The sequence below is a fragment of the Streptomyces sp. NPDC090083 genome, from assembly GCF_044747445.1.
Lineage (GTDB): Bacteria > Actinomycetota > Actinomycetes > Streptomycetales > Streptomycetaceae > Streptomyces.
This window is the reverse complement of sequence record NZ_JBIVED010000002.1, coordinates 320721-346453: the sequence shown is the minus strand read 5'-3', so window position 1 is coordinate 346453 and position 25733 is coordinate 320721. Positions and strand designations below refer to the sequence as shown.

General features: G+C 72.2%; 24 protein-coding genes. 8 read left to right on the top strand and 16 right to left on the bottom strand.

The annotated features are described in order from the left end of the window. Positions 1–61: 61 nt before the first annotated feature. The 4 genes from ACIPTO_RS07380 to ACIPTO_RS07365 form a co-directional block, all read right to left on the bottom strand. The gene (locus ACIPTO_RS07380; protein ID WP_366316852.1) at positions 62–1180 is read right to left on the bottom strand and encodes an LLM class flavin-dependent oxidoreductase; all 1119 of its coding nucleotides are present in this window, start codon (positions 1178–1180) and stop codon (positions 62–64) included. Positions 1181–1268: 88 nt separating this feature from the next. Continuing rightward, complete coding sequence (locus ACIPTO_RS07375) at positions 1269–2039, bottom strand: SDR family NAD(P)-dependent oxidoreductase (RefSeq protein WP_401190060.1); 771 nt, start codon at positions 2037–2039, stop codon at positions 1269–1271. A 9-nt stretch (positions 2040–2048) separates the two neighbouring features. Beyond that, positions 2049–2984 carry an LLM class F420-dependent oxidoreductase gene (locus tag ACIPTO_RS07370; RefSeq protein WP_366316854.1) on the bottom strand — a complete coding sequence of 312 codons (936 nt, stop codon included), beginning with the start codon at positions 2982–2984 and terminating at the stop codon, positions 2049–2051. After that, positions 2981–4234, bottom strand: a complete 1254-nt coding sequence (locus tag ACIPTO_RS07365) for an amidohydrolase family protein (RefSeq protein WP_401190059.1) — start codon at positions 4232–4234, stop codon at positions 2981–2983. Before ACIPTO_RS07365 ends, ACIPTO_RS07370 begins: the two co-directional genes overlap by 4 nt. Before the next feature lie 201 nt (positions 4235–4435). On the opposite strand from ACIPTO_RS07365, the gene ACIPTO_RS07360 reads away from it, so the two are divergent. Continuing rightward, on the top strand, positions 4436–7390 hold the full coding sequence (locus tag ACIPTO_RS07360) for a BTAD domain-containing putative transcriptional regulator (protein WP_401190057.1): 2955 nt from the start codon (positions 4436–4438) through the stop codon (positions 7388–7390). 219 nt (positions 7391–7609) lie between these two features. After that, positions 7610–7795 (top strand): hypothetical protein, encoded by a 186-nt coding sequence (locus ACIPTO_RS07355; protein ID WP_366316860.1) that lies wholly within the window; start codon positions 7610–7612, stop codon positions 7793–7795. Positions 7796–7886: 91 nt separating this feature from the next. Here ACIPTO_RS07355 and ACIPTO_RS07350 read toward each other — a convergent pair whose 3' ends face one another. Next, the gene (locus ACIPTO_RS07350; protein ID WP_401190055.1) at positions 7887–9452 is read right to left on the bottom strand and encodes a FadD3 family acyl-CoA ligase; all 1566 of its coding nucleotides are present in this window, start codon (positions 9450–9452) and stop codon (positions 7887–7889) included. A 96-nt stretch (positions 9453–9548) separates the two neighbouring features. On the opposite strand from ACIPTO_RS07350, the gene ACIPTO_RS07345 reads away from it, so the two are divergent. Genes ACIPTO_RS07345 through ACIPTO_RS07335 form a run of 3 tightly spaced genes read left to right on the top strand, consistent with a single transcriptional unit; the run spans position 9549 to position 11891 of the window. Beyond that, on the top strand, positions 9549–10697 hold the full coding sequence (locus ACIPTO_RS07345) for a lipid-transfer protein (protein ID WP_366316863.1): 1149 nt from the start codon (positions 9549–9551) through the stop codon (positions 10695–10697). 7 nt (positions 10698–10704) lie between these two features. Then, positions 10705–11121: an OB-fold domain-containing protein gene (locus tag ACIPTO_RS07340; protein WP_366316865.1), complete on the top strand. Its 417-nt coding sequence runs from the start codon at positions 10705–10707 to the stop codon at positions 11119–11121. Beyond that, positions 11118–11891 (top strand): enoyl-CoA hydratase/isomerase family protein, encoded by a 774-nt coding sequence (locus ACIPTO_RS07335; protein WP_401190053.1) that lies wholly within the window; start codon positions 11118–11120, stop codon positions 11889–11891. Before ACIPTO_RS07340 ends, ACIPTO_RS07335 begins: the two co-directional genes overlap by 4 nt. A 16-nt stretch (positions 11892–11907) precedes the next feature. Here ACIPTO_RS07335 and ACIPTO_RS07330 read toward each other — a convergent pair whose 3' ends face one another. The 3 genes from ACIPTO_RS07330 to ACIPTO_RS07320 form a co-directional block, all read right to left on the bottom strand. Continuing rightward, complete coding sequence (locus tag ACIPTO_RS07330; protein WP_401190052.1) at positions 11908–12477, bottom strand: hypothetical protein; 570 nt, start codon at positions 12475–12477, stop codon at positions 11908–11910. Between the two features lie 21 nt (positions 12478–12498). After that, positions 12499–14838, bottom strand: coding sequence for a PQQ-binding-like beta-propeller repeat protein (locus ACIPTO_RS07325; RefSeq protein ID WP_401190050.1), 2340 nt, complete (start codon positions 14836–14838; stop codon positions 12499–12501). 179 nt (positions 14839–15017) lie between these two features. Then, on the bottom strand, positions 15018–15740 hold the full coding sequence (locus tag ACIPTO_RS07320) for a VOC family protein (RefSeq protein ID WP_401190048.1): 723 nt from the start codon (positions 15738–15740) through the stop codon (positions 15018–15020). A 134-nt stretch (positions 15741–15874) separates the two neighbouring features. Between ACIPTO_RS07320 and ACIPTO_RS07315 the strand changes: the two genes are divergently transcribed. Next, complete coding sequence (locus tag ACIPTO_RS07315; protein WP_266776648.1) at positions 15875–16510, top strand: TetR family transcriptional regulator; 636 nt, start codon at positions 15875–15877, stop codon at positions 16508–16510. A gap of 45 nt (positions 16511–16555) precedes the next feature. On the opposite strand, the gene ACIPTO_RS07310 is transcribed toward ACIPTO_RS07315, so the two are convergent. Continuing rightward, a complete protein-coding gene (locus tag ACIPTO_RS07310) occupies positions 16556–17041 on the bottom strand; it encodes a nitroreductase/quinone reductase family protein (RefSeq protein ID WP_401190046.1) in 486 nt (161 codons plus the stop codon). Beyond that, positions 17038–18261, bottom strand: coding sequence for an acyl-CoA dehydrogenase family protein (locus ACIPTO_RS07305; protein ID WP_401190044.1), 1224 nt, complete (start codon positions 18259–18261; stop codon positions 17038–17040). Before ACIPTO_RS07305 ends, ACIPTO_RS07310 begins: the two co-directional genes overlap by 4 nt. A 76-nt stretch (positions 18262–18337) precedes the next feature. On the opposite strand from ACIPTO_RS07305, the gene ACIPTO_RS07300 reads away from it, so the two are divergent. Next, positions 18338–19510: a thiolase C-terminal domain-containing protein gene (locus ACIPTO_RS07300; RefSeq protein ID WP_401190042.1), complete on the top strand. Its 1173-nt coding sequence runs from the start codon at positions 18338–18340 to the stop codon at positions 19508–19510. Here ACIPTO_RS07300 and ACIPTO_RS07295 read toward each other — a convergent pair. The 6 genes from ACIPTO_RS07295 to ACIPTO_RS07270 all read right to left on the bottom strand — a co-directional run bounded on the left by ACIPTO_RS07295 (position 19408) and on the right by ACIPTO_RS07270 (position 23779). After that, on the bottom strand, positions 19408–20586 hold the full coding sequence (locus ACIPTO_RS07295) for an acyltransferase family protein (protein WP_401190040.1): 1179 nt from the start codon (positions 20584–20586) through the stop codon (positions 19408–19410). The genes ACIPTO_RS07300 and ACIPTO_RS07295 overlap by 103 nt on opposite strands. A 131-nt stretch (positions 20587–20717) precedes the next feature. After that, a complete protein-coding gene (locus tag ACIPTO_RS07290; RefSeq protein WP_401190038.1) occupies positions 20718–21407 on the bottom strand; it encodes a pyridoxal 5'-phosphate synthase in 690 nt (229 codons plus the stop codon). A gap of 10 nt (positions 21408–21417) precedes the next feature. Next, positions 21418–22296, bottom strand: a complete 879-nt coding sequence (locus ACIPTO_RS07285) for a GNAT family N-acetyltransferase (RefSeq protein ID WP_401190036.1) — start codon at positions 22294–22296, stop codon at positions 21418–21420. Continuing rightward, positions 22293–22892, bottom strand: a complete 600-nt coding sequence (locus ACIPTO_RS07280; protein WP_366316887.1) for a GNAT family N-acetyltransferase — start codon at positions 22890–22892, stop codon at positions 22293–22295. The genes ACIPTO_RS07285 and ACIPTO_RS07280 overlap by 4 nt, the downstream gene beginning before the upstream one ends. A 12-nt stretch (positions 22893–22904) precedes the next feature. After that, positions 22905–23330 (bottom strand): Zn-ribbon domain-containing OB-fold protein, encoded by a 426-nt coding sequence (locus ACIPTO_RS07275; protein ID WP_401190034.1) that lies wholly within the window; start codon positions 23328–23330, stop codon positions 22905–22907. Continuing rightward, entirely contained in the window at positions 23327–23779 is a 453-nt protein-coding gene (locus ACIPTO_RS07270) for a DoxX family protein (RefSeq protein WP_366316891.1), read from the bottom strand. The genes ACIPTO_RS07275 and ACIPTO_RS07270 overlap by 4 nt, the downstream gene beginning before the upstream one ends. 247 nt (positions 23780–24026) lie before the next feature. Between ACIPTO_RS07270 and ACIPTO_RS07265 the strand changes: the two genes are divergently transcribed. After that, the gene (locus ACIPTO_RS07265; protein WP_401190827.1) at positions 24027–25616 is read left to right on the top strand and encodes a subtype B tannase; all 1590 of its coding nucleotides are present in this window, start codon (positions 24027–24029) and stop codon (positions 25614–25616) included. Positions 25617–25733 lie beyond the last annotated feature (117 nt).

Genomic DNA, 25733 nt, shown 5'->3' with positions numbered 1-25733 from the left:
GTTCAGGGGCGCGGGGAACTGCGCGACCAGCCCCCACGCGCCCGCACCCGACGACGAACCCTCAAGCCGCCTGACGGAACCGCGTGGTCCGGTGAACGGGATCCGTGTCGATCTTCGGAATCACGTGCTCCCCGATCAGCCGGATCGTCTGCAGCGTCTCCTCCTTGGGCACCCCCACCGGCAGCCCGAAGCTCAGCTGGTCCGCCCCGGCCTGCTCCCACCGCTTGCACTGCGTGAGCACCTCGTCCGGGTCCCCGCAGATCAACAGCTCCTCCTCCACGAGGAGTTCGACGAACTCCGGCGTGTACTCGGGCAGGGTCTCCGGCCACACCGGGAACCCCTCGGGCCGGGGGAACGTGTCGTGGTACCGGAACACCAGCGAGGGCAGATAGTGCAGCCCGCCGCTGGTGGCGATCCGGATCGCCTCGTCATGGGTCGGCGCGCAGATCGCCGTGGTGGTCACCATCACGTTGTCGTTGACGAACGCCCCGACCGGCTCGGCGTTCACGATCGCCGTCTTGTACTGCTCCAGCACCCATTCCATGTCGGACACCTTCTGGATGCTGAACCCGAGCACCCCGAGCCCCTTCTGCGCGGCCATGGCGTACGACGGCGGCGACCCGGCGGCGTACCACATCGCGGGGTGCGCCTTCCCGTACGGCTTGGGCAGGATCTTCCGCGGCGGCAGCTGCCAGTGCTTGCCCTGGAAGCCGACGTACTCGTCCTGGAGCCACATCTTGGGGAACTCGGCGATGGTCTCTTCCCAGATCTCCTTGGTGTAGTTCATGTCGGTCACCCCGGGGATGAACCCGAGGATCTCGTGCGACCCGGCGCCGCGCCCGCTGCCGAACTCGAAGCGGTTGCCGGAGAGATGGTCGAGCATGGCGACCTTCTCGGCCACCTTCACCGGGTGATTGACCTGTGCGAGGGGGTTGAAGATGCCCGACCCGAGGTGGATGCGGTCGGTCGCGTGGGCGAGGTAGCCGAGGTAGACGTCGTTCGCCGAGAGGTGCGAGTACTCCTCCAGGAAGTGGTGCTCGGACGCCCAGGCGTACTTGAACCCGGACTTGTCCGCCTGGATGACGTACTCGGTCTCCTCCATCAGCGCCTTGTGCTCGGCCAGCGGGTCCGTCTCGGCGCGCTTGCCCACGTATCCCTGTACAAAGAGCCCGAATTCCAAGGAGGTTCACCGTCCCAAGTCCAGATGGTTCGTCTGAGTGCTACGACTTTCTGACGTGGCGTCAGATTCGTCAATAGCTGACGCCTCGTCAGATAACACTGACCCCGGCCAGCCAGCCCCCGTCGATCACGAACGGCTGGCCGGTGATGTACGACGAGTCGTCCGACGTCAGGAACAGCGCGAGCCGCGCCACCTCGTCGGCCCGTCCGATCCGGCCCAGCGGCACGAGCTTGCGGTACAGCTCGTCCAGCGCGCGGGTCATCTCCTCCGGGTCCGCGTCCGGGTCCAGCCGCGCCGGGTTGGACATCGCGGTGTCCACGGCCCCGGGGCAGACGGCGTTGACCCGGATCCGCCGGCTCGCCAGCTCCAGCGCGGCCACCCGGGTGAGCCCGAGGATGGCGTGCTTGGTGGCGGTGTAGGTCCCGACGGCCGCCATCCCGGTCACCGCCGTGTACGAGGCCGTGTTGACGATCGTGCCGCCGTCCTCCATCGCCGACGCCACGGTCTTGATCCCGAGGAAGCAGCCGACCTGGTTGACCCGCACGACCTGCATGAACTCCTCAAGAGGCGTGTCCACAAGGGAGTTGAAGCGCAGAATCCCCGCGTTGTTCACCAGCCCGTCGATCCGCCCGTACGCCCCCTTGACCGCCCCGACCGCCGCGCTCCAGTCGGCCTCCTCGCCCACGTCCAGGTGCACGTAGAGCGCCCCCAGCTCCTTCGCCAGCGCCTCCCCCTGCTCGTCCAGCACATCCGCCACGGCGACCTTCGCGCCCTCGGCCGCGAACAGCCGCGCCTCCTGCTCGCCCTGCCCGCGTGCCGCCCCGGTCACGATGACGACACGTCCGTCCAGCTTGCCCATGCGGTCTCCCTAGTCGAGGTGGCCGAGGTGCGGCGCTATGCCGGCCCCGAACGCGGCTATCTGGTCGGTGAGTTCGGCCCGGTCGCGACACCGGAACCGCACCTGGATCTGGTCGACGCCCATCGCCCCGTAGGCGCGCAGGGACTCGGCGATGCGGTCGGGGGCTCCGCTGAGCGTGCGGCGGCCCACCTGCCATCCCGGCTCGCCGACGTACAGCGGCTCGGTGATGGCCCCGAACACGAACGGCCCCTGGATTCCTGCCTCTTCGCGCAGCCGCCGGATCCGCTCGATCTGTCCGGGCAGCCGGTCGCGGGGGTCGCCCTGCGGCAGCCAGCCGTCCGCCTTGAGCGCGGCCCGGCGGACGGCGGCGGGCGACGAGCCGCCGACCCAGAGGGGGACGTGCTCCTGCGCGGGGCGGGGGCGCTGGCCCAGGCCCTCGAAGTCGTACAACTTGCCGTGGTGGGAGGGGAACTCGTCCGGGCCCAGGGCCGCACGCAGCGCGTCGATCGACTCGTCCAGGACGGGTCCGCGGCGCTCGAAGTCCACCCCCAGCGCCTCGAACTCCTCGCGTACGTGCCCGGCGCCGACGCCCAGGATCAGGCGTCCGCCGCTGAGGTGGTCGAGGGTGGCGTACTGCTTGGCGGTGAGCAGCGGGTGGCGCAGGCCCACGACCGCCACATGGCTGAGCAGGCGGACGCGTTCGGTGACGCCCGCGAGGTAGGAGAGGGTGGCGACGGGGTCGTACCAGATGGTGCTCATGGCCGTGGCCAGGCGGTGCGGGACGCCGACGTGGTCGCAGCCCGCGATGTAGTCGAAGCCCGCCCGCTCGGCGGCGCGGGCGATCCCGACGAGGTCGGCGGGTCCCGCGTCGGCCTCCCAGGGCTCGGCGTACAGGGTGCTCTGGGACTGGACGGGAAGTTGTATCCCGTAGGCGAGGGAGGTCACTTGGGGCCCTCCCACAGGCCGGCCGGGGTCAGGCCCAGCAGGTCGATCGCGTTGCCCCGGACGATCCGCTCGACGACGTCCGGCGCCAGATGGCCCATCTGTGCCTCGCCGACCTCGCGGGACTTGGGCCAGGTGGAGTCGGAGTGCGGGTAGTCGGTCTCGTAGAGGACGTTGCCGACGCCGATCGCGTCCAGGTTCCTCAGGCCGAACGCGTCGTCGAAGAAGCAGCCGTAGACGTGCTCGGCGAAGAGTTCGGACGGCGGGCGGTGGACCTTGTCGGCGACGCCGCCCCAGGCGCGGTTCTCCTCCCAGACGACGTCGGCCCGCTCCAGGATGTAGGGGATCCAGCCGATCTGGCCCTCGGCGTACATGACCTTGAGGTCGGGGAAGCGCTCGAACTTGCCGCTCATCAGCCAGTCGACCATCGAGTAGCAGCAGTTGGCGAAGGTGATCGTCGAGCCGACGGCGGGCGGCGCGTCGGCCGAGGTCGACGGCATACGGCTGCTGGAGCCGATGTGCATGGCGACGACGGTGCCGGTCTCGGCGCAGGCGGCGAGGAAGGGGTCCCAGTCGTCGGTGTGGATGGAGGGCAGGCCGAGGTGCGGGGGTATCTCGGAGAAGGCGACGGCACGGGTGCCGCGGGCGGCGTTGCGGCGGACCTCGGCGGCGGCCAGCTCCGGGTCCCACAACGGGATGAGCGGGAGCGGTATCAGGCGGCCGTGCGCGTCCGGGCCGCACCACTCCTCCACCATCCAGTCGTTGTAGGCGCGCACGCACAGCAGCCCGAGGTCGCGGTCGGCGGCCTCGGTGAACGTCTGGCCGCAGAAGCGGGGGAAGGTGGGGAAACACAGCGCGGACTGGACGTGGTTGACGTCCATGTCGGCGAGCCGGGCCGGGACGTCGTACGAGCCCGGACGCATCTGCTCGTAAGTGATGACTTCGAGCTTGATCTCGTCCCTGCTGTAGCCGACGGCGGTGTCGAGGCGGGTGAGCGGGCGGTGCAGATCCTCGTAGACCCACCAGTCACCGATGGGTCCGTCGTCGCCGGGCTCGCCCATCACGGGCTTGAACCGGCCGCCGAGGAAGGTCATGTCCTTCAGTGGCGCGCGGACCACGCGGGGGCCGGTGTCCAGGTACTTCCTGGGCAGCCGGTGCTGCCAGACGTCGGCGGGCTCCACGGTGTGGTCGTCGACGGAGATGATCGGCGGAAGGGGGGTCGGGGCGGTGGTCTGGGTGTCCATGGCGCTCACGGTAGCGCCGATCTGACGACCCGTCAGCTAGCTGGATCCGGGTTCGGGATGCTCGGTTGTGTGCGGAACTGTGCGCAGGCCGTGTGAGAGCCTTGTGACTTCCCGCGCGTCCACGTGTGAGCGGCGTCTCCGAGAGCTGACGCATCCGCCGTGGACAAGGCAAACTGTCGTAGTTATCAGGCTTGCCTAGGGGGAACGGCGATGGACGGTGGACCGCGGGTACCGGAGCAGCGGCGCCCCGACTCCGGCACGGAGGAGTCGGCCGCACTGCGCTTCAGCGTGCTCGGTCCGGTACGTGCCTGGCGGGGCCCCGACGCGCTGCCCACCGGCTCCCCTCAGCAACGCGCCCTGCTGGCCGCGCTGTTGCTGCGCGAGGGCCGCACGGCGACCGCCGGCGAACTGATCGACGCCCTGTGGGGCGACGACCCTCCGTCCCAGGCGCTGGCCGCGGTGCGCACCTACGCGTCCCGGCTGCGGAAGGTCCTGGACGCCGGTGTCCTGGTCAGCGAGTCGGGCGGCTATGCCGTACGGGGGCTGCCCGAGCGGGCGCTGGACGTGGCCGAGGTGCAGGACCTGACGACCGAGGCGGAGAAGGCGAGGTCGGCGGGTGACCTGTCGCACGCCCGGGACCTGCTGGGCCGCGCGCTCACGCTGTGGGAGGGAGAGCCGCTGGCCGGACTGCCCGGCCCGTACGCGGAGGCGCAGCGCGTCCGCCTGGAGGAGTGGCGGCTCCAACTCCTCGAATCCCGCCTCGACATGGACCTGGAGCAGGGCTGCCACGCGGAGGCCGTCAGCGAGCTGACCGCCCTCACCGCGGCCCACCCGCTCCGCGAACGCCTCCGCGAGCTGCTGATGCTCGCCCTGTACCGCTCGGGCCGCCAGGCGGAGGCCCTCGCGGTGTACGCCGACACCCGGCGTCTGCTCGCCGACGAACTCGGGGTGGACCCGCGCCCCGGCCTGCGCGAACTCCAGCACCGCATCCTGAAGGCCGACCCGGGCCTCGCGGAACCGTCCGCGCCGGCGGCGGAGACCGTGCCGTCACCGGTCCGCCCCCACCAACTCCCGGCGACGGTCCCGGACTTCACCGGCCGCGTGTCCTTCGTGTCGGAACTCGGCGATGTCCTCGCCTCGGCCGAGGGCCGCGTGATGGCGGTGTCGGCGCTCGCCGGAATCGGCGGCGTCGGCAAGACGACCCTCGCCGTCCATGTCGCCCACCAGGCCCGTTCGGCCTTCCCCGACGGCCAGTTGTACGTCGACCTCCAGGGCGCCGGCTCCCGCGCCGCCGAACCGGAGACCGTACTCGGCGCGTTCCTGCGGGCGTTGGGCACCCCGGACTCCGCGATACCGGACTCCCTGGAGGAGCGGTCCGCGCTGTACCGGTCGGTCCTGGACGGGCGGCGCGTGCTGGTGCTGCTGGACAACGCGAAGGACGCGGCCCAGGTACGGCCCCTGCTCCCCGGCACCGAGGGCTGTGCCGCGCTGGTCACCTCCCGGGTGCGGATGGTGGACCTGGCCGGGGCGCATCTCGTCGACCTCGACGTGATGTCCCCCGAGGAGGCCCTCCAGCTCTTCACCCGGATCGTCGGCGCCGAACGCGTCGCCGCCGAACGGGAAGCGGCCCTCGACGTGGTCGCGGCCTGCGGCTTCCTCCCCCTCGCGATCCGTATCGCGGCCTCCCGCCTCGCGGCCCGCCGCACCTGGACGGTCTCCGTCCTCGCCGCCAAGCTCGCCGACGAGCGGCGGCGGCTGGACGAGCTCCAGGCCGGCGACCTCGCCGTGAAGGCCACCTTCGAGCTGGGCTACGGCCAGCTGGAGCCGGCCCAGGCACGGGCGTTCCGGCTGCTGGGGCTGGCGGACGGCCCGGACATCTCCCTCCCGGCAGCGGCGGCCGTGCTGGACCTCCCCCTGGAGGACACGGAGGACGTCCTGGAATCCCTCGTGGACACGTCACTGGTCGAATCGGCCGCGCCCGGGCGCTACCGGTACCACGATCTGGTGCGGCTCTACGCGCGTGCGTGCGCCGAGCGGGACGAGTGGCCGCCGAGCGAGACGACCGCGGCCATGTCCCGGCTGCTGGACTTCTACCTGGCCACGGCCGCCGGGGTCTACGGCATCGAGCGGCCCGGTGACCGCCTCGTCGACCACCTGGAGGGGACCGGCGTCGACGGACTGGTCTTCCCCGACCGCCGCGCCGCACAGGACTGGCTCTACAGCGAGGCGATGCCGCTGCTGGCCTGCGTACGGCAGTCGGCGGGCGGGACGACGCTGCGGCGCGCCGTCGATCTGCTGTGGGCCGCGGTCGACCTCGCGGAGTCCGGGGCGAACTTCAAGGAGTACGAGGCGGCCGGCACCACCCTGCGCGACGCGGCCCGCGAGGCCGCCGACGGCCGGGCGGAGGGCCGGGCCGTCCTGGTGCTGGCCAACGCCCGCCATTTCTCCGGGCAGTTCGAGCAGGCGCACCAGGAGGCAGGGCAGGCACTCGCCCTGTCGGAGGCCTCCGACGACGCCCTGCCGTGCTGCTGGGCGGCGAACCTCCTCGGCATTTACTCCTTCTACCGGAGCCGCTACGACGAGGCCGAGGAGTTCCTGGAGCGGGCCATCGCGAGCTTCCGCGCCTGCGGGGACCTCTCCGGCGCCGCGTCCGCGCTGTGCAACCTCTCCCGGCTGCACCTCCAGACGGAACGCGCCGACAGCGCGGTCGGCCTCGCCCGCCAGGGCACCGAGATGTACGAGGAACTCGGGCACACCCTCAAGGCGGCCAACGGCCACTACGCCCTCGGGCTGGCCCTCGGCAAGAACAGCCAGCCGACCGACGCGGTGGCCCATCTCAAGCAGGCGCTGACCGTCTTCCGCGCGAGCCGGCAGCGCCTCTGGGAGGGCATGACCCTCTTCCGCCTCGCCGAGGTGGACCTGCTGGCCCAGCGTCCCGCCCAGGCCGCGGCCAACGCCGAGATGGCGCTGACGCCACTGCGGGAGATCGGCGGCGAGTGGCGCCGCGGCAACGTCCTGACCGTCCTCGGCAAGGCCCTCGACGGCATCGGCCAGTCCGGCCGCGCCCAGGTCTGCTGGACCGAGGCGCTGGAGATCTACGAACGGCTCCAGTCGCCGGAGGTGGAGGAGGTCAGGGGCCTGCTGGCGCCGTCGACCACCGTCTGACGCCCGAGGCTCCGCCCCTTCCCCGGACGGGCGTTCATCGTTCGTTTATCGCGGTCCGGCATTCTCACCTGTGTCGGGCCGTCGCGTCGGGGGGCAGACGGAACGGCAGGCGGCCGGGCATCTAAGGTGAACCGGCCCTGAGGATCCGTCCGGCAGTTCTCGGGGGAGTTGCCGGGCGGATCCCGCCCAATCACCGCACGTAACAGGGGAGCCAGTGAGATGAGCGACACCAAGAGCGACGAGCCGGTCGTCAAGCCGGACAACACGCACATCACCGACGCCAAGCTGACGGGCGGCGTCAAGCCGCTCAACACGCACATCACGGACGTCGAGAGCGTCGTGACCGCCGACGACGACGGCACCGTCACACCGGACAACACGCACATCACGTCCGAGCCGAGCTAGACCTTCGCCCACCACGGGGGACCGGCCGCGACGGCCCAGGGGGAGCCGTCGCGGCCGAGGTGTGTCCGGAGGGGCGTGCCGGGCCGGTGCCTCATCCGGCCGCCCGCAGCTCCCCCTTCACCACCTTCCCGCTCGCGTTCCGGGGCAGCTCCCCCACGAACTCCACCGCCCTCGGCACCTTGTAGTTGGCCATCTCGCGCCGGGCCCAGGCGATCAGGTCGTCGCCGGTCAGGGTGGAGCCGGGGCGGCGTACGACGTACGCCCTGCCGACCTCCCCCAGCCGTGCGTCGGGCACGCCGACGACCGCCACGTCGGCCACGTCGGGGTGCACGCCGAGGAGTTGCTCTATCTCCGCCGGATACGCGTTGAAGCCGCCGACGATGAACATGTCCTTGATGCGGTCGGTGATGCGGAGGTTGCCCTCGGCGTCCAGCACCCCCACGTCCCCGGTGCGCAGCCAGCCGTCCTCCGTGACGACCTGGGCGGTGGCGGTCTCGTCCTCGTAGTAGCCGCGCATCACGTTGAAGCCGCGGACCAGGACCTCGCCCGGCGAACCGAGCGGCGCCTCCACCCGGACCTCCGTGCCGGGGATCGCCCGCCCCGACGTCGACGCGATCACCGTCGGATCGTCGCCGCGCCGGCACATCGTCACGATGCCGCTGGCCTCCGAGAGGCCGTAGGCGGTGAGGACGGTCTCCACGCCCAGTTCCCCGCGCAGCCGTTCCACCAGCCGCAGCGGCACCACCGCCGCGCCCGTCACGACCAGCCGGAGCGCCGAGAGGTCGTGGGTGTCGCGGGCCGGGTGGTCCAGGAGGGACTGGTGGAGGGTGGGCGGGCCGGGGAGGACCGAGACGCGTTCCGCGGCGATGTTGGCGAGGACCGTGTCGACCCCGAACACCGGCTGCGGAATCATCGTCGCGCCCCGCATCAGACAGGCCAGCACGCCGGCCTTGTAGCCGAAGGTGTGGAAGAAGGGGTTCACGATCAGATAGCGGTCGCCCTGCCGCAGCCCCGCGAGGTCGCTCCAGATCTCGTACGCCCGCAGCGTCTGCGCGTGCGAGATGACCGCGCCCTTCGGCCGCCCCGTCGTGCCGGAGGTGAAGACGATGTCGGAGGGCCAGGCGCCGCGCACCGCCGCCGCGCGCGCCCGCACCTCGGCCGCCGGCACTCCGTCGCCGCCCGCCAGGAAGTCCTTCCAGGTGCGGTAGTCGGCGGGCGCGTCGTCCGACAGCACCACCACCTGGTCCAGTTCCGGCAGCCCGGGCCCCTCCGCGACCGCCCGGCGCAGCGAGGCCACGTAGGAGGTGCCGAGGAACGTCCCGGTCACGAACAGCAGCCGTGCCTCGCTGCGCCGCAGCACGTCCGCCGCCTCGACCCCCTTGAAGCGGGTGTTGATCGGCACCAGCACCGCTCCCGCCGACACCGCGCCGAGCGCCGCCACGATCCAGTCGAGCGAGTTCGGGGCCCAGATCGCGACCCGGTCGCCCGGCGAGACACCCGCCCCGGCGCAGGCCGCCGCCGATCGTTCGACGCGGGCGCCCAGCTCGGCGTAGGAGATCCGGGTCCGGCCCTCCACCACCGCCTCGGTGTCCGCGTACCGCTTCGCCGCGAACCGGACGAGTCCCGGAATGCTTCCCCACTCCACGTCTCCGCGCACGAACGACCTCCCTGTACGCATTAGCTGACTGTCCGTCAGATTAGCTGTAGCCTGACGCCCTGTCAGCTGCACCGGCACCGTGTGGAGGCCCCAACCATGGCCGGAATCAAGGACGCCACCGCGATCGTCGGCATAGGTGAGACCCCCTTCGCCAAACAACTCCCCGAGGACGAGCGGACCTTGGCCTGTCGCGCCGTCCTCGCCGCCCTCGACGACGCGGGCATCGCTCCCGGCGAGGTCGACGCCCTCGCCTCCTACACGATGGAGGAGACCGACGAGGTCGAACTGGCCAAGGCGGTCGGCTTCGGCGACCTGACCTTCTTCAGCAAGGTCGGGTACGGGGGCGGGGGTTCCTGCGCCACCGTCGCCCACCTCGCCACCGCCATCGCCGCCGGACAGGCGACCGTGGGCGTGGCCTGGCGGTCCCGGAAGCGGGGCAGCGGGGCGAGACCGTGGACCAACACGACCCGCCAACTCCCCACCCCAGCCCAGTGGACCCGCCCGTTCGGCCTGCTCCGGCCCGCCGACGAGATCGCCCTGCTCACCCGCCGCTACATGTACGAGTACGGCGCCACCCGCGACCACCTGTTCAACGTCGCCCTCGCCTGCCGGAACAGGGCCAACCAGAACCCGGCCGCGATCATGTACGACCGCCCGCTCACCCGCGAGATGTACATGACCTCCCGCTGGATCAGCGAACCCCTCTGCCTCTTCGACAACTGCCTGGAGACCGACGGGGCGTTGGCGTGCGTGATCGTCTCCCGCGAGCGTGCCCGCGACTGCCGGCGCACCCCCGTCTACGTCCACTCCGCGGCCCAGGGTCTCCCCGCCCAGCACCACGGCATGGTCAACTACTGGAACGACGACCCCCTCACCGGCCCCGCCTGGACCGCCGCCCGACACCTGTGGAAACACGCCGACTTCACCGCGCAGGACGTCGATGTCGCCCAGATCTACGACGCGTTCACCGCCCTCGTCCCGCTCTCCCTGGAGGGCTACGGCTTCTGCGGCCGGGGCGAGGGCGGCGCCTTCACGGAGGGCGGCGCGCTGGAGATCGGCGGCCGGCTCCCCCTCAACACCAGCGGCGGCGGCCTCTCCGAGGCGTACGTCCACGGCTTCAACCTGATCAACGAGGGCGTACGACAGCTGCGCGGCACCAGCACCGCACAGGTCCCGGACGCCGCCACCTGCCTGGTCACGGCCGGCGAGGGCGTCCCCACCTCCGCCCTGCTCCTGAGGAGTTGATCCGCCCATGCTCGCTCCCGTCACCGACGACGACGGCGCCCCCTTCTGGCAGTACGCCCGCGCCGGCGAACTCCGCGTCCAGACCTGCGCCGACTGCGCCGAACCCCGCTTCCCGCCCCGCCCCTGCTGCCCCCACTGCCAGTCCTTCGCGAGCGAGTGGCGGCCGGTGAGCGGCCGGGGCCGGGTGTGGTCGTACGTCTTCCCGCATCCGCCGCTCCTGCCCGACTACGCCGCCGTCGCGCCGTACAACGTGATCGTGGTGGAACTGGTCGACGCCCCGCGGATCAGGCTGGTCGGGAACCTGGTCACCGGCGCCGGGGCCGCGCTCGACTCCCTCGCGCGCGACCGGGTCCGGATCGGGGCGCGGGTGCAGGTCGTGTTCGACGAGGACGGCCTTCCGCAGTGGGTCCTGGAGCGGCCGTGACCCTCCACGTCTCCGTCGACAAGGACACCGGCGTCGCCGTCGTCACCCTCGACCGGCCGCACAAGCTCAACGCCATCGACCTCGCCACGGCAGACGAACTCGGCGCGGTGTGGCGGGAGTTCCGCTTCGACGACTCCGTACGGGCCGTCGTCCTCACCGGCGCCGGGGAGCGCGCCTTCTGCACCGGCCTGGACCGGGACGCGGTGGTGCCGCAGCCCGGCTCGCCCTACATGCAGGACGATCCGCTGCTGCGCATCGGCCCGAAGGCCAACGACCTGTGGAAACCGGTGATCTCCGCGGTGGCCGGGATGGCCTGCGGCGGGGCGTTCTACCTGCTGGGCGAGAGCGAGTTCGTGGTCGCCGATCCGACCGCCGTGTTCTTCGACCCGCACACCACCTACGGCATGGTCAGCGCCTACGAGTCGGTGCTGATGGCACACCGGATGCCGTACGGCGAGGTCGCGCGGATGATGCTGATGGGGACGGCGGAGCGGATCTCGGCGCGGCGCGCCTACGAGGTGGGGCTCGTCTCCGAACTCACCGAGCCGGGGCGGGCGCTGGAGGCCGCCGCGGCCTGCGCGACCGTGATCGCCCGGTGTCCGGCGGAGGGGGTCCAGGGGACCGTGCGGGCGTTGTGGGCGGCGAAGGAGGCGGCGCGGGCGCAGGGATACGCGCAGGCGCCGCCGCTCATCGCCCTCGGCAATCTCCCGGCCGAACGGCAGGCGGAGTTGTTCGCCGACCGACGCCCGGGAGGATTCCGGACTCGCTGAGCGGCGCCGGGCGGCGTCAGCGGTCGACGGTGGCCCGTGGCTCGACCTCGCAGTGATCGAGCCGGTCCAGGGCCCCCGTACCGGCGGCGGCCATCCGGAGGGTCGCCCTGCCGTTCGCGGGCACCGACACCTGGCTGGTCGCGTCGGCCAGGGTGGCCCCGGCGCTGCTCTTGTACGCGACCTTCACGGTGAAGAGCGCCTCGCGCCCGTTCGGGTTCCTGACCTCGACGGTCGTGTATGGGTCGTCCGTGCTCGCGCACCGCTTGAGCACCGCGGTGCCGTCCTTCAGCGGCCGGGTGTCGGCGGACGAGGTCGCCGTGGGAGTGGAACGGTAGGTGGGCCGTGAACGGTACGTGCCGCCGGTGCCGCCGGTGGTCCCGGAGCCGTACGCGTCGTCGGACGAGCCGCCGGACGAGCCGCCCGGCGACGAACTGTCGTGGTCCTGGCGGGAGCTGCTGCACCCGCCGCCGCCGTCGCTGTGGTGATGACCGCGACTCCCGTGACGGCCCGTGGAGAAGCCGGTCAGCGCCAGCACGACCATCGCCGACACCGCTGTGAACCTGAGTGTGCGCCCCCGCGTGTACATGACGTCACCCTACCCAGGGCCTCAGGTCGTCCGAGCCGTGCCCGTGCCCTTCTCCGCGTCGAGGGCGTACACGCAGCGGTCCTTGCTGCACGCGTACACGACCCCGTCCCTGACGACCGGCGATCCGGTGATCTCCCCGCCGGTGGCGAGTTTCCAGCGGAGACGGCCGTCGTCGGCCTTGAGGGTGTAGAGGAGGTGGTCGGTGGAGCCGAAGTGGATACGGCCCTCGGCGACCGCGGGGGCGCCGACGATGTCGCCGCCCGCCTGGAACCGCCACTTGGGGGTGCCGGTGACCGCGTCGAGGGTGTAGAGCCCTTTGCCGCTGCCGACGTGGACATGGCCCGCGGCGACCAGGACGGGGTCGATGGAGGCGCGCGGTTCGGTGGCGATCCGCCAGCGGTCGCGGCCGTCGGCGGCGTCGAGGGCGTAGACCGTGCCGAGGTAGTCGGCCAGGTAGACGCCGCCGCCCGTGACCGCCGGGCCGGGGGCGAAGGTCGGCGGACAGAGGAAGACGGCCGGGGCCTCGAAGTGCCAGCGGACCCGGCCGCTCGCGACGTCGATGGAGAGGACCCGGGTGCCGGCGGCGAGATACACGTTCCCGTCCGGGGCGGGGGTGATCCGTACCGGCACCCCGCCGCAGGAGGCCGCGTCGCCGATCGGGTACGACCAGCGCTCGTCGCCCGTCCGGGCGTCCAGGGCGCGCAACCGGGCGTCCTGCCAGACGTAGACGGTGCCGTCGTGCAGGGCCGGGCCCGCCTCCGCGGACTCGAAGTCGGTCTGAGCGCCGGTCAGCTGCCAGAGCTTCTGCCCGGTGGACGCCTCCCAGGCCTGGACTCCGCCGCCGCGCGTGCCGGTGACGACGGTGCCGCGCTCGGCCTTCAGGGAGTACACCCAGGCGTCGGTGGACAGCCGCCACAGGTCACCGCCCTCGCGGGCCTCCAGGGCGAACAGGGTGGGGCCGTCCGAGGCGTGGATACGGCCGTCCGCGACCGCCATCGACCAGGCGACGTCCCGCGTCTTGAAGGAGCGGCGGCCGGTCTGCACGTCCAGGGCGTGCACCTCGAAGGAGGTGACGTAGACGAGGTCGCCCGCGACGGTCGGGGTCCCCCAGACGTCGTTCGACATGCGGAACCGCCAGGGCCGCCAGCCGGAGGCCGTCTCCGGGGGCAGCGCGGGAGGCGGGGGTACGGCGGCGGGGTCGACGCCGTTGACGCCGGGCCGGGGCCGGGACCAGGAGGCGACGAGGCCGGCCTCCGGAGGGGGCGCTTTCACGGCGGCGGCGCGGGCATCGGCGACCCGGGGGCCGGGGCCGATCGGGACGGGGGCGCCCGCGAGCCGTACGGGCCCGGTGTCGGGGGCGCCGACCGGGACCGGCACGACGGGGTCGTGGGACGGCGGGGGCGGTACGGCGACCCGGCCGCCACCGCTGCGACCGCCGCTGGTAGGCGCCGGTTTCACGGCCGGCCGGCCGCCGCGCCGGGTCTCGATCAGGCCGACCGCGCGCTCGGGTAGCCAGGCGGAGGCCGTACCGCTGTCGTCGGAGCCGGAGCCGAAGAGGTGCGGGGCGAGCTGGGCCTGGAGGTCGGCCGGGTTGGGCCGGCCGGTGGCCTCCATCTGCATGCAGGACTCGATGAGGGGGCGCAGTTCGTCCGGGAGTCCGGTGAGGTCGGGGCCCTCGCGCAGCAGCATGAAGACGGTCTCGACCGGGTTGGCGCCGTGGAACGGGGGGTGTCCGGTGGCGGCGAACACGAGCATCGAGCCGAGCGAGAACACGTCGCTCGCGCCGGTGACGCTGCGGGAGTCCTTGGCCTGCTCGGGGGACATGTAGGCCGGGGTGCCCACGGCCACGTTCGTCATCGTCAAACGGGTGTTCGACACACCGGAGGCGATACCGAAGTCGATGACCCGCGGCCCGTCCTCGACCACGAGCACGTTGGACGGCTTCAGGTCACGGTGGACGAGCCCCGCCCCGTGGATGGACTGCAGCGCCTCCGCGACCCCGGCCGCGAGCCAGCGCACCGCCTGGGCCGGCATCGGCCCGCACTCGTTCACTATCTCTTCCAGCGAGGGCGCGGGCACGTACGCGGTGGCCAGCCACGGCACGGCGGCCCGCGGATCGGCGTCGACCACGGCCGCCGTGTAGAACCCGGAGACGGCCCGCGCCGCCTCCACCTCACGCGTGAAACGGACCCGGAACAACTGGTCCTCGGCGAGTTCTGTCCGCACGGTCTTGATCGCCACGCGCCGGCCGGACGCCGAGCGCGCGAGATAGACCAGCCCCATGCCGCCCGCGCCCAGCCGTCCCAGCACCTCGAACGGCCCGATCCGCCGCGGATCGTGCTGCGTCAGCTGATCCACCACTTGCCTGCCACCTCCCCGTACGGGCCGCGCCACCCACATATGTACGCGACCCCGTGCAGCGTCTCACCACCGCACCGCCATGGCGGCACGCACCCTGATTCTTCCTGGCCGGGCCACAGGTTGCGAACCCGGCGACTAATCGGGGTGTCTCGCCATATCTCCGGACAAAAGTCCAGGTGTCAGCGTTGCAGCAGCGCGAACGACGCCCCTTGATTGTCCGTGACGACCGCCACTTTCCCGTACGACGTCTCGAAGGGCGGGACCTGCACCCGCCCGCCCAGCCGGTGCACGGCCCCCAGCACGGCGGTGACGTCCTCGACCCGGAAGTGCACGAGGAAGTGCGGCGGCATCTCCACCGGGAAGACGTCGGAGACGGGTGCCCGTCCGAAGTCGGGAGCGGCGTCCGGCCCGAACAGGGCGTTCGTGAAGAGTCCGCCGTAGAAGGAGTTCGCGGTCTCCGTGTCGCGGGTGTACAGCTCGGCCCACCCGAAGGTGCCGGCCTTGTGCCGGGTCCCGAAACCGGAGTGCCGGGCCGCCTGCCACAGCCCGAAGACGGCCCCCTCCGGATCGGCGGCGAGAGCGGCGGTGCCCAGCTCCCCCACGGCCACCGGCGCCGTCACCAGCTGCCCGCCGGCCTCCCGGACGCGCCCGCCCAGCCGCACCACGTCCGGGGTCGCGAAGTACACCGTCCACACGGTCGGCATCCGCCCGTCCGCCTTGTGGGCGAGCGCCGCGACCGCCTCGCCGTCCTTGCGGGCCCATACGGAGCCGCCGTACGCCTCCTCGAAGGTCCACCCGAAGAGCTCACCGTAGAACCGCCTGCCCGCCGCGAGGTCGGGAAGCTGTGCGTCCACCCAGCAGGGGACGCCCTCTCCGTACGCGGATGCCCTGTTTTCGGCCATACCGTCAAAGTAACGGCGACGCACGCACCCCGCAGACCAGGCACACCACCCTCTCGACCCCCGTGCACCCCATTTGCAGTCGGCCGAATCGCGCTCCGATCACCCCTCGGTAAGCTGACGGCATGACAGGACAAGTGCGTACCGTCGACGGCCGCGTGGCCGGCCGGCGTGGGCAGGCGACCCGGCAGAAGCTGCTCGACTGCCTAAGCGAGATGCTCAGCTCCTCCCCTTACCGGGACGTCAAAGTCATCGATGTCGCCCGGAAGGCGGGGACTTCACCCGCGACCTTCTACCAGTACTTCCCGGACGTCGAAGGCGCCGTCCTGGAGATCGCCGAGCAAATGGCCACGGAGGGCGGTCAGTTGACCGAACTTCTGGCCGGCCGGTCGTGGGTCGGCAAGGCGGGCTGGCAGACCTCCCAGGAACTCGTGGACGGATTCCTGGAGTTCTGGCGCCGGAACGACGCGATCCTCAGGGTCGTCGACCTCGGAGCGGCCGAGGGCGACAAACGGTTCTACAAGATCCGGATGAAGATCCTGAACTCCGTGAACAACTCCCTCTCGGACGCGGTCGCCGAGTTGCAGGCCAAGGGGAGGGTCGACAAGGACGTGAACCCGGCGGCGGTCGCCGGTTCACTGGTCGCGATGCTCGCGGCCGTCGCCTCGCACCAGAAGGGTTTCCAGACGTGGGGCGTCAAGCAGGCTGAACTCAAGCCGAACCTGGCGCTGTTGGTCCACCTGGGCGTGACCGGCAAGAAGCCGACGAAGTAGGAGTTCCTGCTTCCAGGTGCCAAGTCCTGTCTCGTGGGCGGTGGTTCACTCCGGTGGACCACCGCCTGCCCTGCGTGTGATCCGGAACAGCCGGATCTCCCGCTCGATCCGCTTCTGGTACGTGGCGTACGGCGGCCAGAACGCCAGCGCGGTCTGCCACACCGCGGCCCGCTCCGCGCCCTCCAACAGCCGTGCGGTGACCGGGATTTCCTCCCCCTTCCAGCTGATCTCGGCGTCGGGGTGGGCGATCAGGTTGTGCGTCCAGGCGGGATGCCCGGGACGCCCGAAGTTGGACCCGACGAGCACCCAGCCGCCGTCCTCCGGCATACAGGCGAGCGGACTCCGGCGCGGCTGACCGCTCCGCGCCCCGGTGGAGGTCAGGATCACCCCCGGCAGCATCTGGGCGCTGAGCAGCACCTTCCCGCGGGTGAGCCGGTGCACGGTCCGGTCCATGGCGGGGATGACATGCGGGGCGATCCGCGCGAACGCCCGCGTCGACGACACCTTCTGCACCGCACGCACACCGATCACACCGTCACCTCGCGGTTCTCGAAGAGACGCGCCCCCTCGGCGGCCCGCGCCCGCAGCCGGTGCACCGGCCCGAACAGCAGCTCGTCGCCTGCGGCACGCTTGAAGGACAGATGGGCCTCGTGCTCCCAGGTGAACCCGATCCCGCCGTGCAGCTGGATCCCCTCGGCGGCGGCGGTCCGCAGGGCCTCCAGCGCCTGCGCGAGGGCGAGCCCGCCGACCCGCTCCCCCTGACCGGTCGCCCAAGCGGCGTAGTAGGCGGCGGACTTGGCGGCCTGGACCTGCACGTACACGTCGGCCAGCCGGTGCTTCACCGCCTGGAACGACCCGATCGCCCGCCCGAACTGCTCCCGCTGCTTGACGTACTGGACGGTCCGCTCCAGCGCGCGATCGGCGGCACCGACGGCTTCCGCGGCGAGGACGGCGGCGACGGTGTCGCCGGAGGCGGAGAGTTCGCGCAGGACGCGGGGGCCGTCGTCGGCGCGCTCGTCGCCCCCGTCGGCAGCGCCGTCGTCCTCTCCGAGCAACTCGGCGCGCACGTCCCGCAGTTCGAGGCGGGCCTGTGGCCGGGTCGCGTCGAGGGCGGTCTGCCGTATGCGGACGAGCCCGTCCGCGTCGCCCGCGACCAGGAAGAGGAGGGTCCGCGACCGGGCGAAGCCTCCGGCGTGCGCGGCGACGAGCAGCACATCGGCGCTGTGCCCGTCGAGAACCTGCGCGACCTGCCCGTACAGCCGCCACCCGTCTCCGGCCCGCCGGGCCTGCACCCCGCCCGCGCGCCCGCCCCCCGCCCATTCCCCGCCGTTGGGGCCGGTGAGGGTGAGGGCGGTGGTGAGTTCGGTGCCGGGGACGGCGAGGGCGGCGGTGAGGGAGCCGGCGGCGATCCGGGGCAGCAGGCGGGCGCGCTGGGCGTCGGTGCCGAGGGCGAGGACGAGGGGCGCGCTGAGCACGGCGGTGGCGAGGAGCGGCGAGGGAGCCAGGAAACGGCCCGTCTCCTCCGCCGCGAGGGCGAGTTCGGTCACCGAGCAGCCGATACCGCCGTAGGCCTCGGGGAGCGCGAGTCCGGGCAGGCCCAGGTGCCGGGCGAGGGCGGTCCAGAGGGCGGGGTCGTATCCGAGGGGGCTGTCGACGGCGGCGCGCAACTCGTCGGAACCGCACCGCTTCCGGAGCAGTTCGCGGAGGGTACGGCGGATCTCGTCCTGCTCGGCGGTGAAGCTGGCGTCCATGGCACTTCCCTCCAGATCTGACGGTCCGTCATATTAGGAGTCCGGGCACGATATGCACAGAGGGAGGAGGCCCCTCATGCCAGTGGGGAGCCGCAAGGTCGCCGTGGTGGGCGTGGCCCTGTCCGACTGCGGACGCGTGGACGACGCGACGCCCTACGCCCTGCACGCCCAGGCGGCCCGCCGCGCGCTGGCGGACGCGGGCCTGGGCAGGGAGGTGGTGGACGGCTTCGCGTCGGCGGGCCTCGGCGTCCTGGCCCCGGTGGAGGTGGCCGAATACCTCGGCCTGCGCCCGACATGGGTCGACTCGACCTCCGTGGGCGGCTCGACGTGGGAGGTCATGGCGGCCCACGCGGCGGACGCGATAGCGGCGGGCCACGCGAACGCCGTGCTCCTGGTCTACGGCTCGACGGCCAGGGCCGACATCAGGGCGGGCCGCAGAACGGGCGATCTCTCCTTCGGCGCGCGGGGCCCGCTCCAGTTCGAGGTCCCCTACGGCCACACGCTGATCGCGAAGTACGCGATGGCCGCGCGCCGCCACATGCTCGAACACGGCACGACCATCGAGCAGTTGGCGGAGGTGGCGGTCCAGGCCCGCGCGAACGCCGCCCTGAATCCCGAGGCGATGTTCCGCGACCCGATCACCGTGGACGACGTCCTCTCCGGCCCGATGATCGCCGACCCGTTCACCAGACTGCACTGCTGCATACGGTCCGACGGCGGGGCGGCGGTGCTGCTGGCCGCCGAGGAGTACGTACGGGACTGCCGTACCGCGCCGGTGTGGGTGCTCGGCACCGGGGAGCACGTCTCGCACGCCGCGATGTCCGAGTGGCCGGACTTCACGGTGTCACCGGCGGCGGTGAGCGGCCGGCTCGCCTTCGAACGGGCGGGGGTCGAGGCGTCGGAGATCGACTTCGCGGAGATCTACGACGCGTTCACCTACATGACGTTGGTGACGCTGGAGGACCTGGGGTTCTGCGCGAAGGGCGAGGGAGGCGCCTTCGTGGAGAAGGGGCGGCTGCGGGTGGAGGGCGGGGAGCTGCCGGTGAACACGGACGGGGGCGGACTGTCGGCCCAGCACCCCGGGATGCGGGGCCTGTTCCTGCTGGTGGAGGCGGTACGGCAGTTGCGCGGGGAAGCCGGAGCGCGTCAGGTGACGGGCGCGGACGGCGAGGTGCCCCGGCTGGGGGTCGCCTCGGGAACCGGCGGCTGGTTCTGCTCCTCGGGGACGGTGGTGCTGGGGCGGGACTGAGCGAGCAGCGCCTTCCAGGACCGGTTGCGCTTGAAGGGCAGCTCGAAGATCCGGGAGAACAGCCAGGCCGCCAGCACCGAGGCGGGCAGGCCCACGAGCAGGGTGAAGCAGAAGGTGGGCAGCCCGGGCCCGACGACCCGCGGGGCCACGCGGCGGATGACGACCAGGACGATCGGGAGGTGGATCAGGTAGAGGCTGTAGGAGGCGTCGCCGAGCATCCGCAGCGGCCTTCCGTTCAACAGCCGTACCAGCCCGGCGGGTTGCCCGGTGGCGACGGCGGCGATCAGCATCGTCATGGCGGGAGCGACGGCGAGGTCGATCCAGAAGTAGTGGCGCACGGTCCAGACGGACCCCTGGACGACACCGAGCACGGCGACCGGCAGGGCCGCCAGGACGGCGAACCACCCCCACGGCAGACGCCGGACGCGCTCCGACGCGACGACGATCCCCGCCCCCACCACCCCGGCGACGAACACGGGGGCGAGATGCGGGGCGAGCCAGTTGTCGCCCTCGACCGGGTTGGCGCCCGGAGCCAGCAGCCCGCGGACGGTCACCGGGAGCGCCACGCAGGCGACGGCGACGGCCGCACCGAACCGCCGCCGGACCAGGAGGACCAGCGGGAAGAGGAGATACAGCTCGGCCTCCACCCCGATCGACCAGAACGCGCCGTTCGGGGTCGGGGCGAAGAACACGTCCTGGAGGACCAGGCCGTAGACGAGAACCGACGAGCCGGTCGGCGGGCCGTGGTGCGAGGCGGGGACCACGAGCAGCGCGACGGCGAGGCTCACGGCCAGCGCGGCCCAGTACGGCGGCAGGATGCGCCAGGCGCGCCGCCGCAGGAACTGCCCGACGCCACCGGTCCGCCAGCCGTGCCGGGCCGGGGAGATCGCGAGCGAGAAACCGGACAGCACCAGGAAGAAGACGACGGCGAGACGGCCGAACATCAGCACGTCCAGGACCCTGGGCGCCGAACTGCGCGGGTACCCCGGGAAGGTGTACAGCCAGCAGTGGAACAGCACCACGTACAGCGCCGCCAGCCCCCGGAGACCGTCCAGCCCCAGCACCTGCCGACGCACGGGGGTGCTGCTCGCCCTCACTTCCACTGAGACTGAGATCGCCCGCCCCTTCCTCCGACGCCGCCTTCGACGAGTGGTACGCGGCACCAGGCCGGGCAGTTCAACGGTCCTCCCGGAGTCGCCGGGCCGGGTCAGGGCCAGAGCAGCCCTCTCGACCAGCCCCGCTCCTCGCGGACGTAGCTCAGGCGTACGTGTCGTCTGCGGGCGTCGCCCTGGAAGAACTCGACCTCGTCCGGGAACACGCGGTACAGGGACCAGGAGGGAGCCGGGGTCTCCGGTGCGCGTCGGGCCAGGTCCCAGGAGGTCTCCGAGGCCTGCTCCAGCTCGGCCAGGGAGGCGAGGGGGGCGCTCTGGCGGCCCGTGAGCGCCGCGGCGAGGGCACCCGTCGAGTGGGCGTGGAGGTCCGCCTGGGACTCGGCCGGGGCGGCCGGGAGGACCGGGCCGCGCAGCCGGACCTGGCGGCCGAGGAGGGGCCAGTAGAAGGCCAGGGCGGCGTACGGGAACGTGGTGAGCTGGTGGCCCTTGCGGCTGGTGGTGTGGGTGGCGAAGGACCAGCCCTCCTGGTCCGCGCCGTGCAGCATCACCATCCGTACGTCGGGGAGCCCGCCGCCCTCGGCGGCCGGGTCGCCGTCCCGCGTCGCCAGTGACATCACCTGCGGTTCCGTCTCCCCGGCCGCCACCGCCTCCGCGAACCAGGTGGTGAAGAGGGGGAGGGGGGCGTCCGGTGCCGTCGCGGGGTCGAAGGGCGCCAGTTCGGTCCGCTCGGGGTCCCATACGCGCAGTGATCGGAGCAGTTCGTGGAGGTCCGTTCCCGTTGCCATGGGGTGAGTATCACCTCGGAGCCGGCCCGGCGTGGAAGTCGTAGCCCGCGAAGTCCTCCACCGGGCGGTAACCGAGCCGCTGGTACAGGGCGTTGCTCGTCGGGTTGGCCAGGTCGGTGAACAGGAGGACCTCCCGCGCGTTCGCCGCCCTCGCCATCCTGCTGACCTCCGCCGTCACCGCGCCCGCGTAGCCCCGGCCCCTGAGGTCCGCCGGCGTGTAGACGGGGGCCACCCGCACCTGGCCGGCCACCTTCGGCGTGATCCCGGCCATGGACACCGGGACACCGTCCGGGGTCTCCCAGAGCGTGATCCCGCCGTAGGCGATCCGCGCGTCGGCCCACTCGCCGGGGTCCTGCGAGGTACCGCTCTCCCCGATCGCCTCGGTGAACTCGACGTACCAGCGGGCGAGTTGCTCGCGGTCGTTTGCCGCAGCGATTCTCGGACGGCCCGGAGGGAGCGGGTACGGGGGTGTCAACTCGCCGAGGCGATAGAGACGTTGGCGTGCGTGCAGACCGAGGTCCGCCCCCGTCAGCCGCGCCCACTCCCGCGCGAACCCCGCCGCCGTGTCCAGCTCGGCCATGACTCCCGGCAACTCGTCCCCGCGCAGCGCCAGTTGGGCGGCCAGGCCCGCGGCCTCCTTCGCGCCCGCCGGTGTCAGCATCAGCCGCCCGGGCGGGGTGCGGAAGAAGGCGGCCCGTACGTCGCCGCCCCGTTCCAGCACCCCGAACACCGGGTCGCCCTCGCCGTAGACACGGAGCCCCCGGCCGCCCAGCGCCTCGGTCACCGTCAGGTGGACCGTGTGCAGTGCGGGGCGCGACCGCAGGAACTCCCCGGCCCGGGCCAGGAATCGGGTCAGGTCGCCGGTGATGTGCCAGTCGTCCGGTGTCATGCGCCGGTCTCCGGGTCCGTGGCCAGCCGGCCGTGCAGGTGCACATCGCGGAAGGCGTCCTGGTCACCGGCCTCGAACATCGCCCCGCGCAGGGTTCCCTCGGCCGGGAACCCGCAGCGTTCGGCGATGCGGCAGGACGCGTCATGGCCGAGGGCGTGGCCGAGTTCGAGGCGGTGCAGGCCGAGGTCGGTCAGGGCCCAGCGCGCGGCGAGGGTGAGGGCGCGCACGGCGACGTGCCGGCCGCGGGCCTCGGGGAGGGTCCAGTAGCCGACGCGGGCGACGCGGACGACGTGGTCGATGTCGTTGACGCCGATGTGCCCCAGCGTCGTACCGCTGGCCGCGTCGGTGACACAGAACGAGGCGCTGACGCCGTCCTCCGCGCTCTCGGCGCGGGAGCGGAGCGAGTTGCGGGCGCTGGTGGCGTCCGTGATCGGCCGCAGCGGGGTGTTCCAGCGCTGGAACTCGGGGTCGGAGACCCCGCGCAGCCAGTCGGTCACATCGCTGTCGGCGTCGGGGTCCCAGGGGCGCAGCCGGAGTCCGTGACCGCTCAGCTCGGGGAAGGGGCGCTGGAGGGACCGCTCGCGTATGTGGGCCATCGCGCCATTGAATCAAGCGTCCCGTGCACCGGATACGTCTTTTTCCCTCAGCCTGAACACGGGCACCCCGTCCCGGAACGCGACGTGGAGCGGGGTCCCGGCGCGCAGGTCGGCCGGTCCGCAGTCCACCAGTTCGGTCATCATCCGGGGGCCCTCCGCGAGGTCGACGACGGCGGCGACGTACGGCACCCGCTGCCCGAAGGGCGGGAGGTCGTTGCGGTGGACGACGGACCAGGTGTAGAGGGTGGCGTGGCCGCCGGCGGGTTCCCAGGCGACGTGCTCGCTCCAGCAGTGGGGGCAGAACTCGCGGGGGTAGTGGTGGGCGCGTCCGCAGTCCGCGCAGCGGCGGAGGAGGAGCCGGCCCCGCGCCGCCGCGTCCCAGTAGGTGCGGGTGAACGCGTCGGGCTCGGGGACGTCGTGGCGCGGGGAGGCGGTCATGAGAACCATCCCAGCGCCGCGTCCACCGACCAGACCTGCCAGGACATCGCGAACAGGGCGACCACCGAGATGAGCGCCATCATCGCGTTCTGCCCCTGTTCCGCCCAGTCGTGGATCATGAGCGTGAAGTAGAGGACGTTCAGGAGCAGGCCGCCGACGAGGGCGACCGGGGTGAGGAATCCCGCGACCAGGCCGAGGCCGGTGGCGAGTTCGGCGTAGACGACGAGGTACGCCATGGCGCGCGGGCGGGGCGCGACCACCGTGTCGAAGCCCGAACGGACCGCCGTCCAGCGGTGTTTGGCGGCGACGTCGGAGGCCCACGCGATGCCGGTGCCGCGCTCGAACCAGCCCTTCTTGTCCTTGTGCCGCCAGCTCTCCAGCCACCACAGCCCGAGTCCTATGCGGAGGACCGCGAGCCAGTCCGCTCCGCTGAGCCAGATCGCATCCATGAATCTGACGGTACGTCAGAAGCTGAGGAAAGCCGAGAGCCCGCCAGGAAAATCCTGTGTTCCAGCGGCGCCGCTGTGGGTCCCCCATGAATACCCGGCAGATTGTTGACGATTTTGTTCGACCTTCATTACGTTCGCAAGCGCAAGGCCGAGGAGCGGCCGGGACGACACCGGCCGGAACGACGCGGCCGGCAGGACGAGAGGCGGCACGGTGAAGCACAGGGCAGTGAAGCGCAGGACGGTGGTCATGGGCATCGGCGCGACCGCGGGCATCGCGGCGGTCGGCGGCATCGCGCTCAGCGCGAACGCGAGCGACGCGACGTCCTCGTCGGCCTCGGACTCCCTGGCCTTCGACCCGGACGCCTGGACGAAGCTGACGAAGACGATCACGGACACCGAGGGCACGGAGCACACGGTCGTCTACCACTTCTGGAAGGCGATCACCTACGTCGCCGAGCCGGTCGACGCCACCTACCAGTCCCTGATCGTCAGCGCCCCCGTGGAGATCGACGGCAAGGCGGTCGACGCGAGCGACGCGCCGATCCTGCTCGCGAACTCCGTCGGCGGCTACCTGCCCGCCTCCGTGGCGACCGCCACCGAGATCGGCGGCGGCGGCTCGGCGACGGGCGGCGCGGCCCCCGGTGGCGCGCCCAGCGCGTCCTCGTCCGCGAGCGCCCAGGCCGCCGCTCCCGGCGCCAACGGCACCACCAACGCCGCCGGCGGCGCCACCTCCAGCAACCAACTCCTCGCGCTGGCCGCCGGATACGTGGTGGTCGAGCCCGGCGCCCGCGGCCGTACCCTCAAGAACTCCGGCGGCGAGTACTACGGCACCGCGCCCGCCGCGATCGTCGACCTCAAGGCCGCCGTCCGCTACCTCAGGGCGAACAAGGGCCGCGTCCCCGGCGACGTCGAGCGGATCGTCTCCGCGGGCACCAGCGCCGGTGGCGCCCTGTCCGCGCTCCTCGGCGCCTCCGGCGACAGCCCGCTCTACGACCCGTACCTCAAGGCGCTGGGCGCGGCCGACGCCTCCGACGCGATCTTCGCGACCGGCGCCTGGTGCCCGATCACGGACCTGGAGCACGCGGACGGCGCCTACGAGTGGAACTGGGGCGCCAACGACCTGAGCACCGGCAAGCCCGTCGACCAGACGGTCTCCAAGGCGCTGCGGGCGCAGTTCGCCGAGTACCAGGCCGGTCTGAAGCTGCGCGGCCTCGGCGGCTTCGGCCGGCTGAACGCCCGCAACCTCGACGCGTACCTGGTCGAGCAGTACCTGGAGCCCTCGGCGACCACGTACCTCGCCGCCCTCTCCGACAGCGCCCGCGCGGCCTATCTGAAGGCCAACACCTTCATCACCTGGTCCGCCGGCAGGGCCTCCTTCACCTGGACCGACTTCCTCACCCACGTCGGCGCCCGCAAGAAGGACGCCCCCGCGTTCGACGCCTTCGACCTGTCGGCCGGCGAGAACAACGAGTTCGGCACGGGCAGGACCCTGGCCCGCCACTTCACGGCCTACGGCGCGGAGCACGACTCGACGGGCCTCACGACCCGGCGCGTCGCGAGCGGCATCCCCGCCGCGCTCGACCTGATGAACCCGATGCACCACCTGTCCGGGAAGGCGAACCCGAGCCGCTCCAAGCACTGGTGGATCCGCCTCGGCACCAAGGACTCGGACACCGCGCTGACCGTCTCCGCCAACCTCGCCGCCCGCCTCGACAACCTGGGCGACGACGTGAACCACCTCTACTACTGGGACGAGGGCCACGGCGCCAACACCGACCCGGCCGACTTCATCACCTGGATCGCCCGGGTGACGGGCCACAAGTCCAGGCACCCGTAGGCACCGCGGGCGGGCCGCGCCACCGGGCCCGGTGGCGCGGTAGCCGAAGCCCCTACGCCACCGGCCTCACCCGGACCTCCACACCCGTGATCAATCCGCAACCAATTCCGGGCTTGA

What these genes read in the sequence shown, in the direction of transcription:
- ACIPTO_RS07375 (WP_401190060.1), bottom strand. Translation starts at nt 2,039, where the DNA reads ATGGGCAAGCTGGACGGACGTGTCGTCATCGTGACCGGGGCGGCACGC.
- ACIPTO_RS07360 (WP_401190057.1), top strand. Translation starts at nt 4,436, where the DNA reads ATGGACGGTGGACCGCGGGTACCGGAGCAGCGGCGCCCCGACTCCGGC.
- ACIPTO_RS07355 (WP_366316860.1), top strand. Translation starts at nt 7,610, where the DNA reads ATGAGCGACACCAAGAGCGACGAGCCGGTCGTCAAGCCGGACAACACG.
- ACIPTO_RS07345 (WP_366316863.1), top strand. Translation starts at nt 9,549, where the DNA reads ATGGCCGGAATCAAGGACGCCACCGCGATCGTCGGCATAGGTGAGACC.
- ACIPTO_RS07340 (WP_366316865.1), top strand. Translation starts at nt 10,705, where the DNA reads ATGCTCGCTCCCGTCACCGACGACGACGGCGCCCCCTTCTGGCAGTAC.
- ACIPTO_RS07330 (WP_401190052.1), bottom strand. Translation starts at nt 12,477, where the DNA reads ATGTACACGCGGGGGCGCACACTCAGGTTCACAGCGGTGTCGGCGATG.
- ACIPTO_RS07320 (WP_401190048.1), bottom strand. Translation starts at nt 15,740, where the DNA reads ATGGCCGAAAACAGGGCATCCGCGTACGGAGAGGGCGTCCCCTGCTGG.
- ACIPTO_RS07305 (WP_401190044.1), bottom strand. Translation starts at nt 18,261, where the DNA reads ATGGACGCCAGCTTCACCGCCGAGCAGGACGAGATCCGCCGTACCCTC.
- ACIPTO_RS07300 (WP_401190042.1), top strand. Translation starts at nt 18,338, where the DNA reads ATGCCAGTGGGGAGCCGCAAGGTCGCCGTGGTGGGCGTGGCCCTGTCC.
- ACIPTO_RS07290 (WP_401190038.1), bottom strand. Translation starts at nt 21,407, where the DNA reads ATGGCAACGGGAACGGACCTCCACGAACTGCTCCGATCACTGCGCGTA.
- ACIPTO_RS07285 (WP_401190036.1), bottom strand. Translation starts at nt 22,296, where the DNA reads ATGACACCGGACGACTGGCACATCACCGGCGACCTGACCCGATTCCTG.
- ACIPTO_RS07280 (WP_366316887.1), bottom strand. Translation starts at nt 22,892, where the DNA reads ATGGCCCACATACGCGAGCGGTCCCTCCAGCGCCCCTTCCCCGAGCTG.
- ACIPTO_RS07275 (WP_401190034.1), bottom strand. Translation starts at nt 23,330, where the DNA reads ATGACCGCCTCCCCGCGCCACGACGTCCCCGAGCCCGACGCGTTCACC.
- ACIPTO_RS07270 (WP_366316891.1), bottom strand. Translation starts at nt 23,779, where the DNA reads ATGGATGCGATCTGGCTCAGCGGAGCGGACTGGCTCGCGGTCCTCCGC.
- ACIPTO_RS07265 (WP_401190827.1), top strand. Translation starts at nt 24,027, where the DNA reads ATGGGCATCGGCGCGACCGCGGGCATCGCGGCGGTCGGCGGCATCGCG.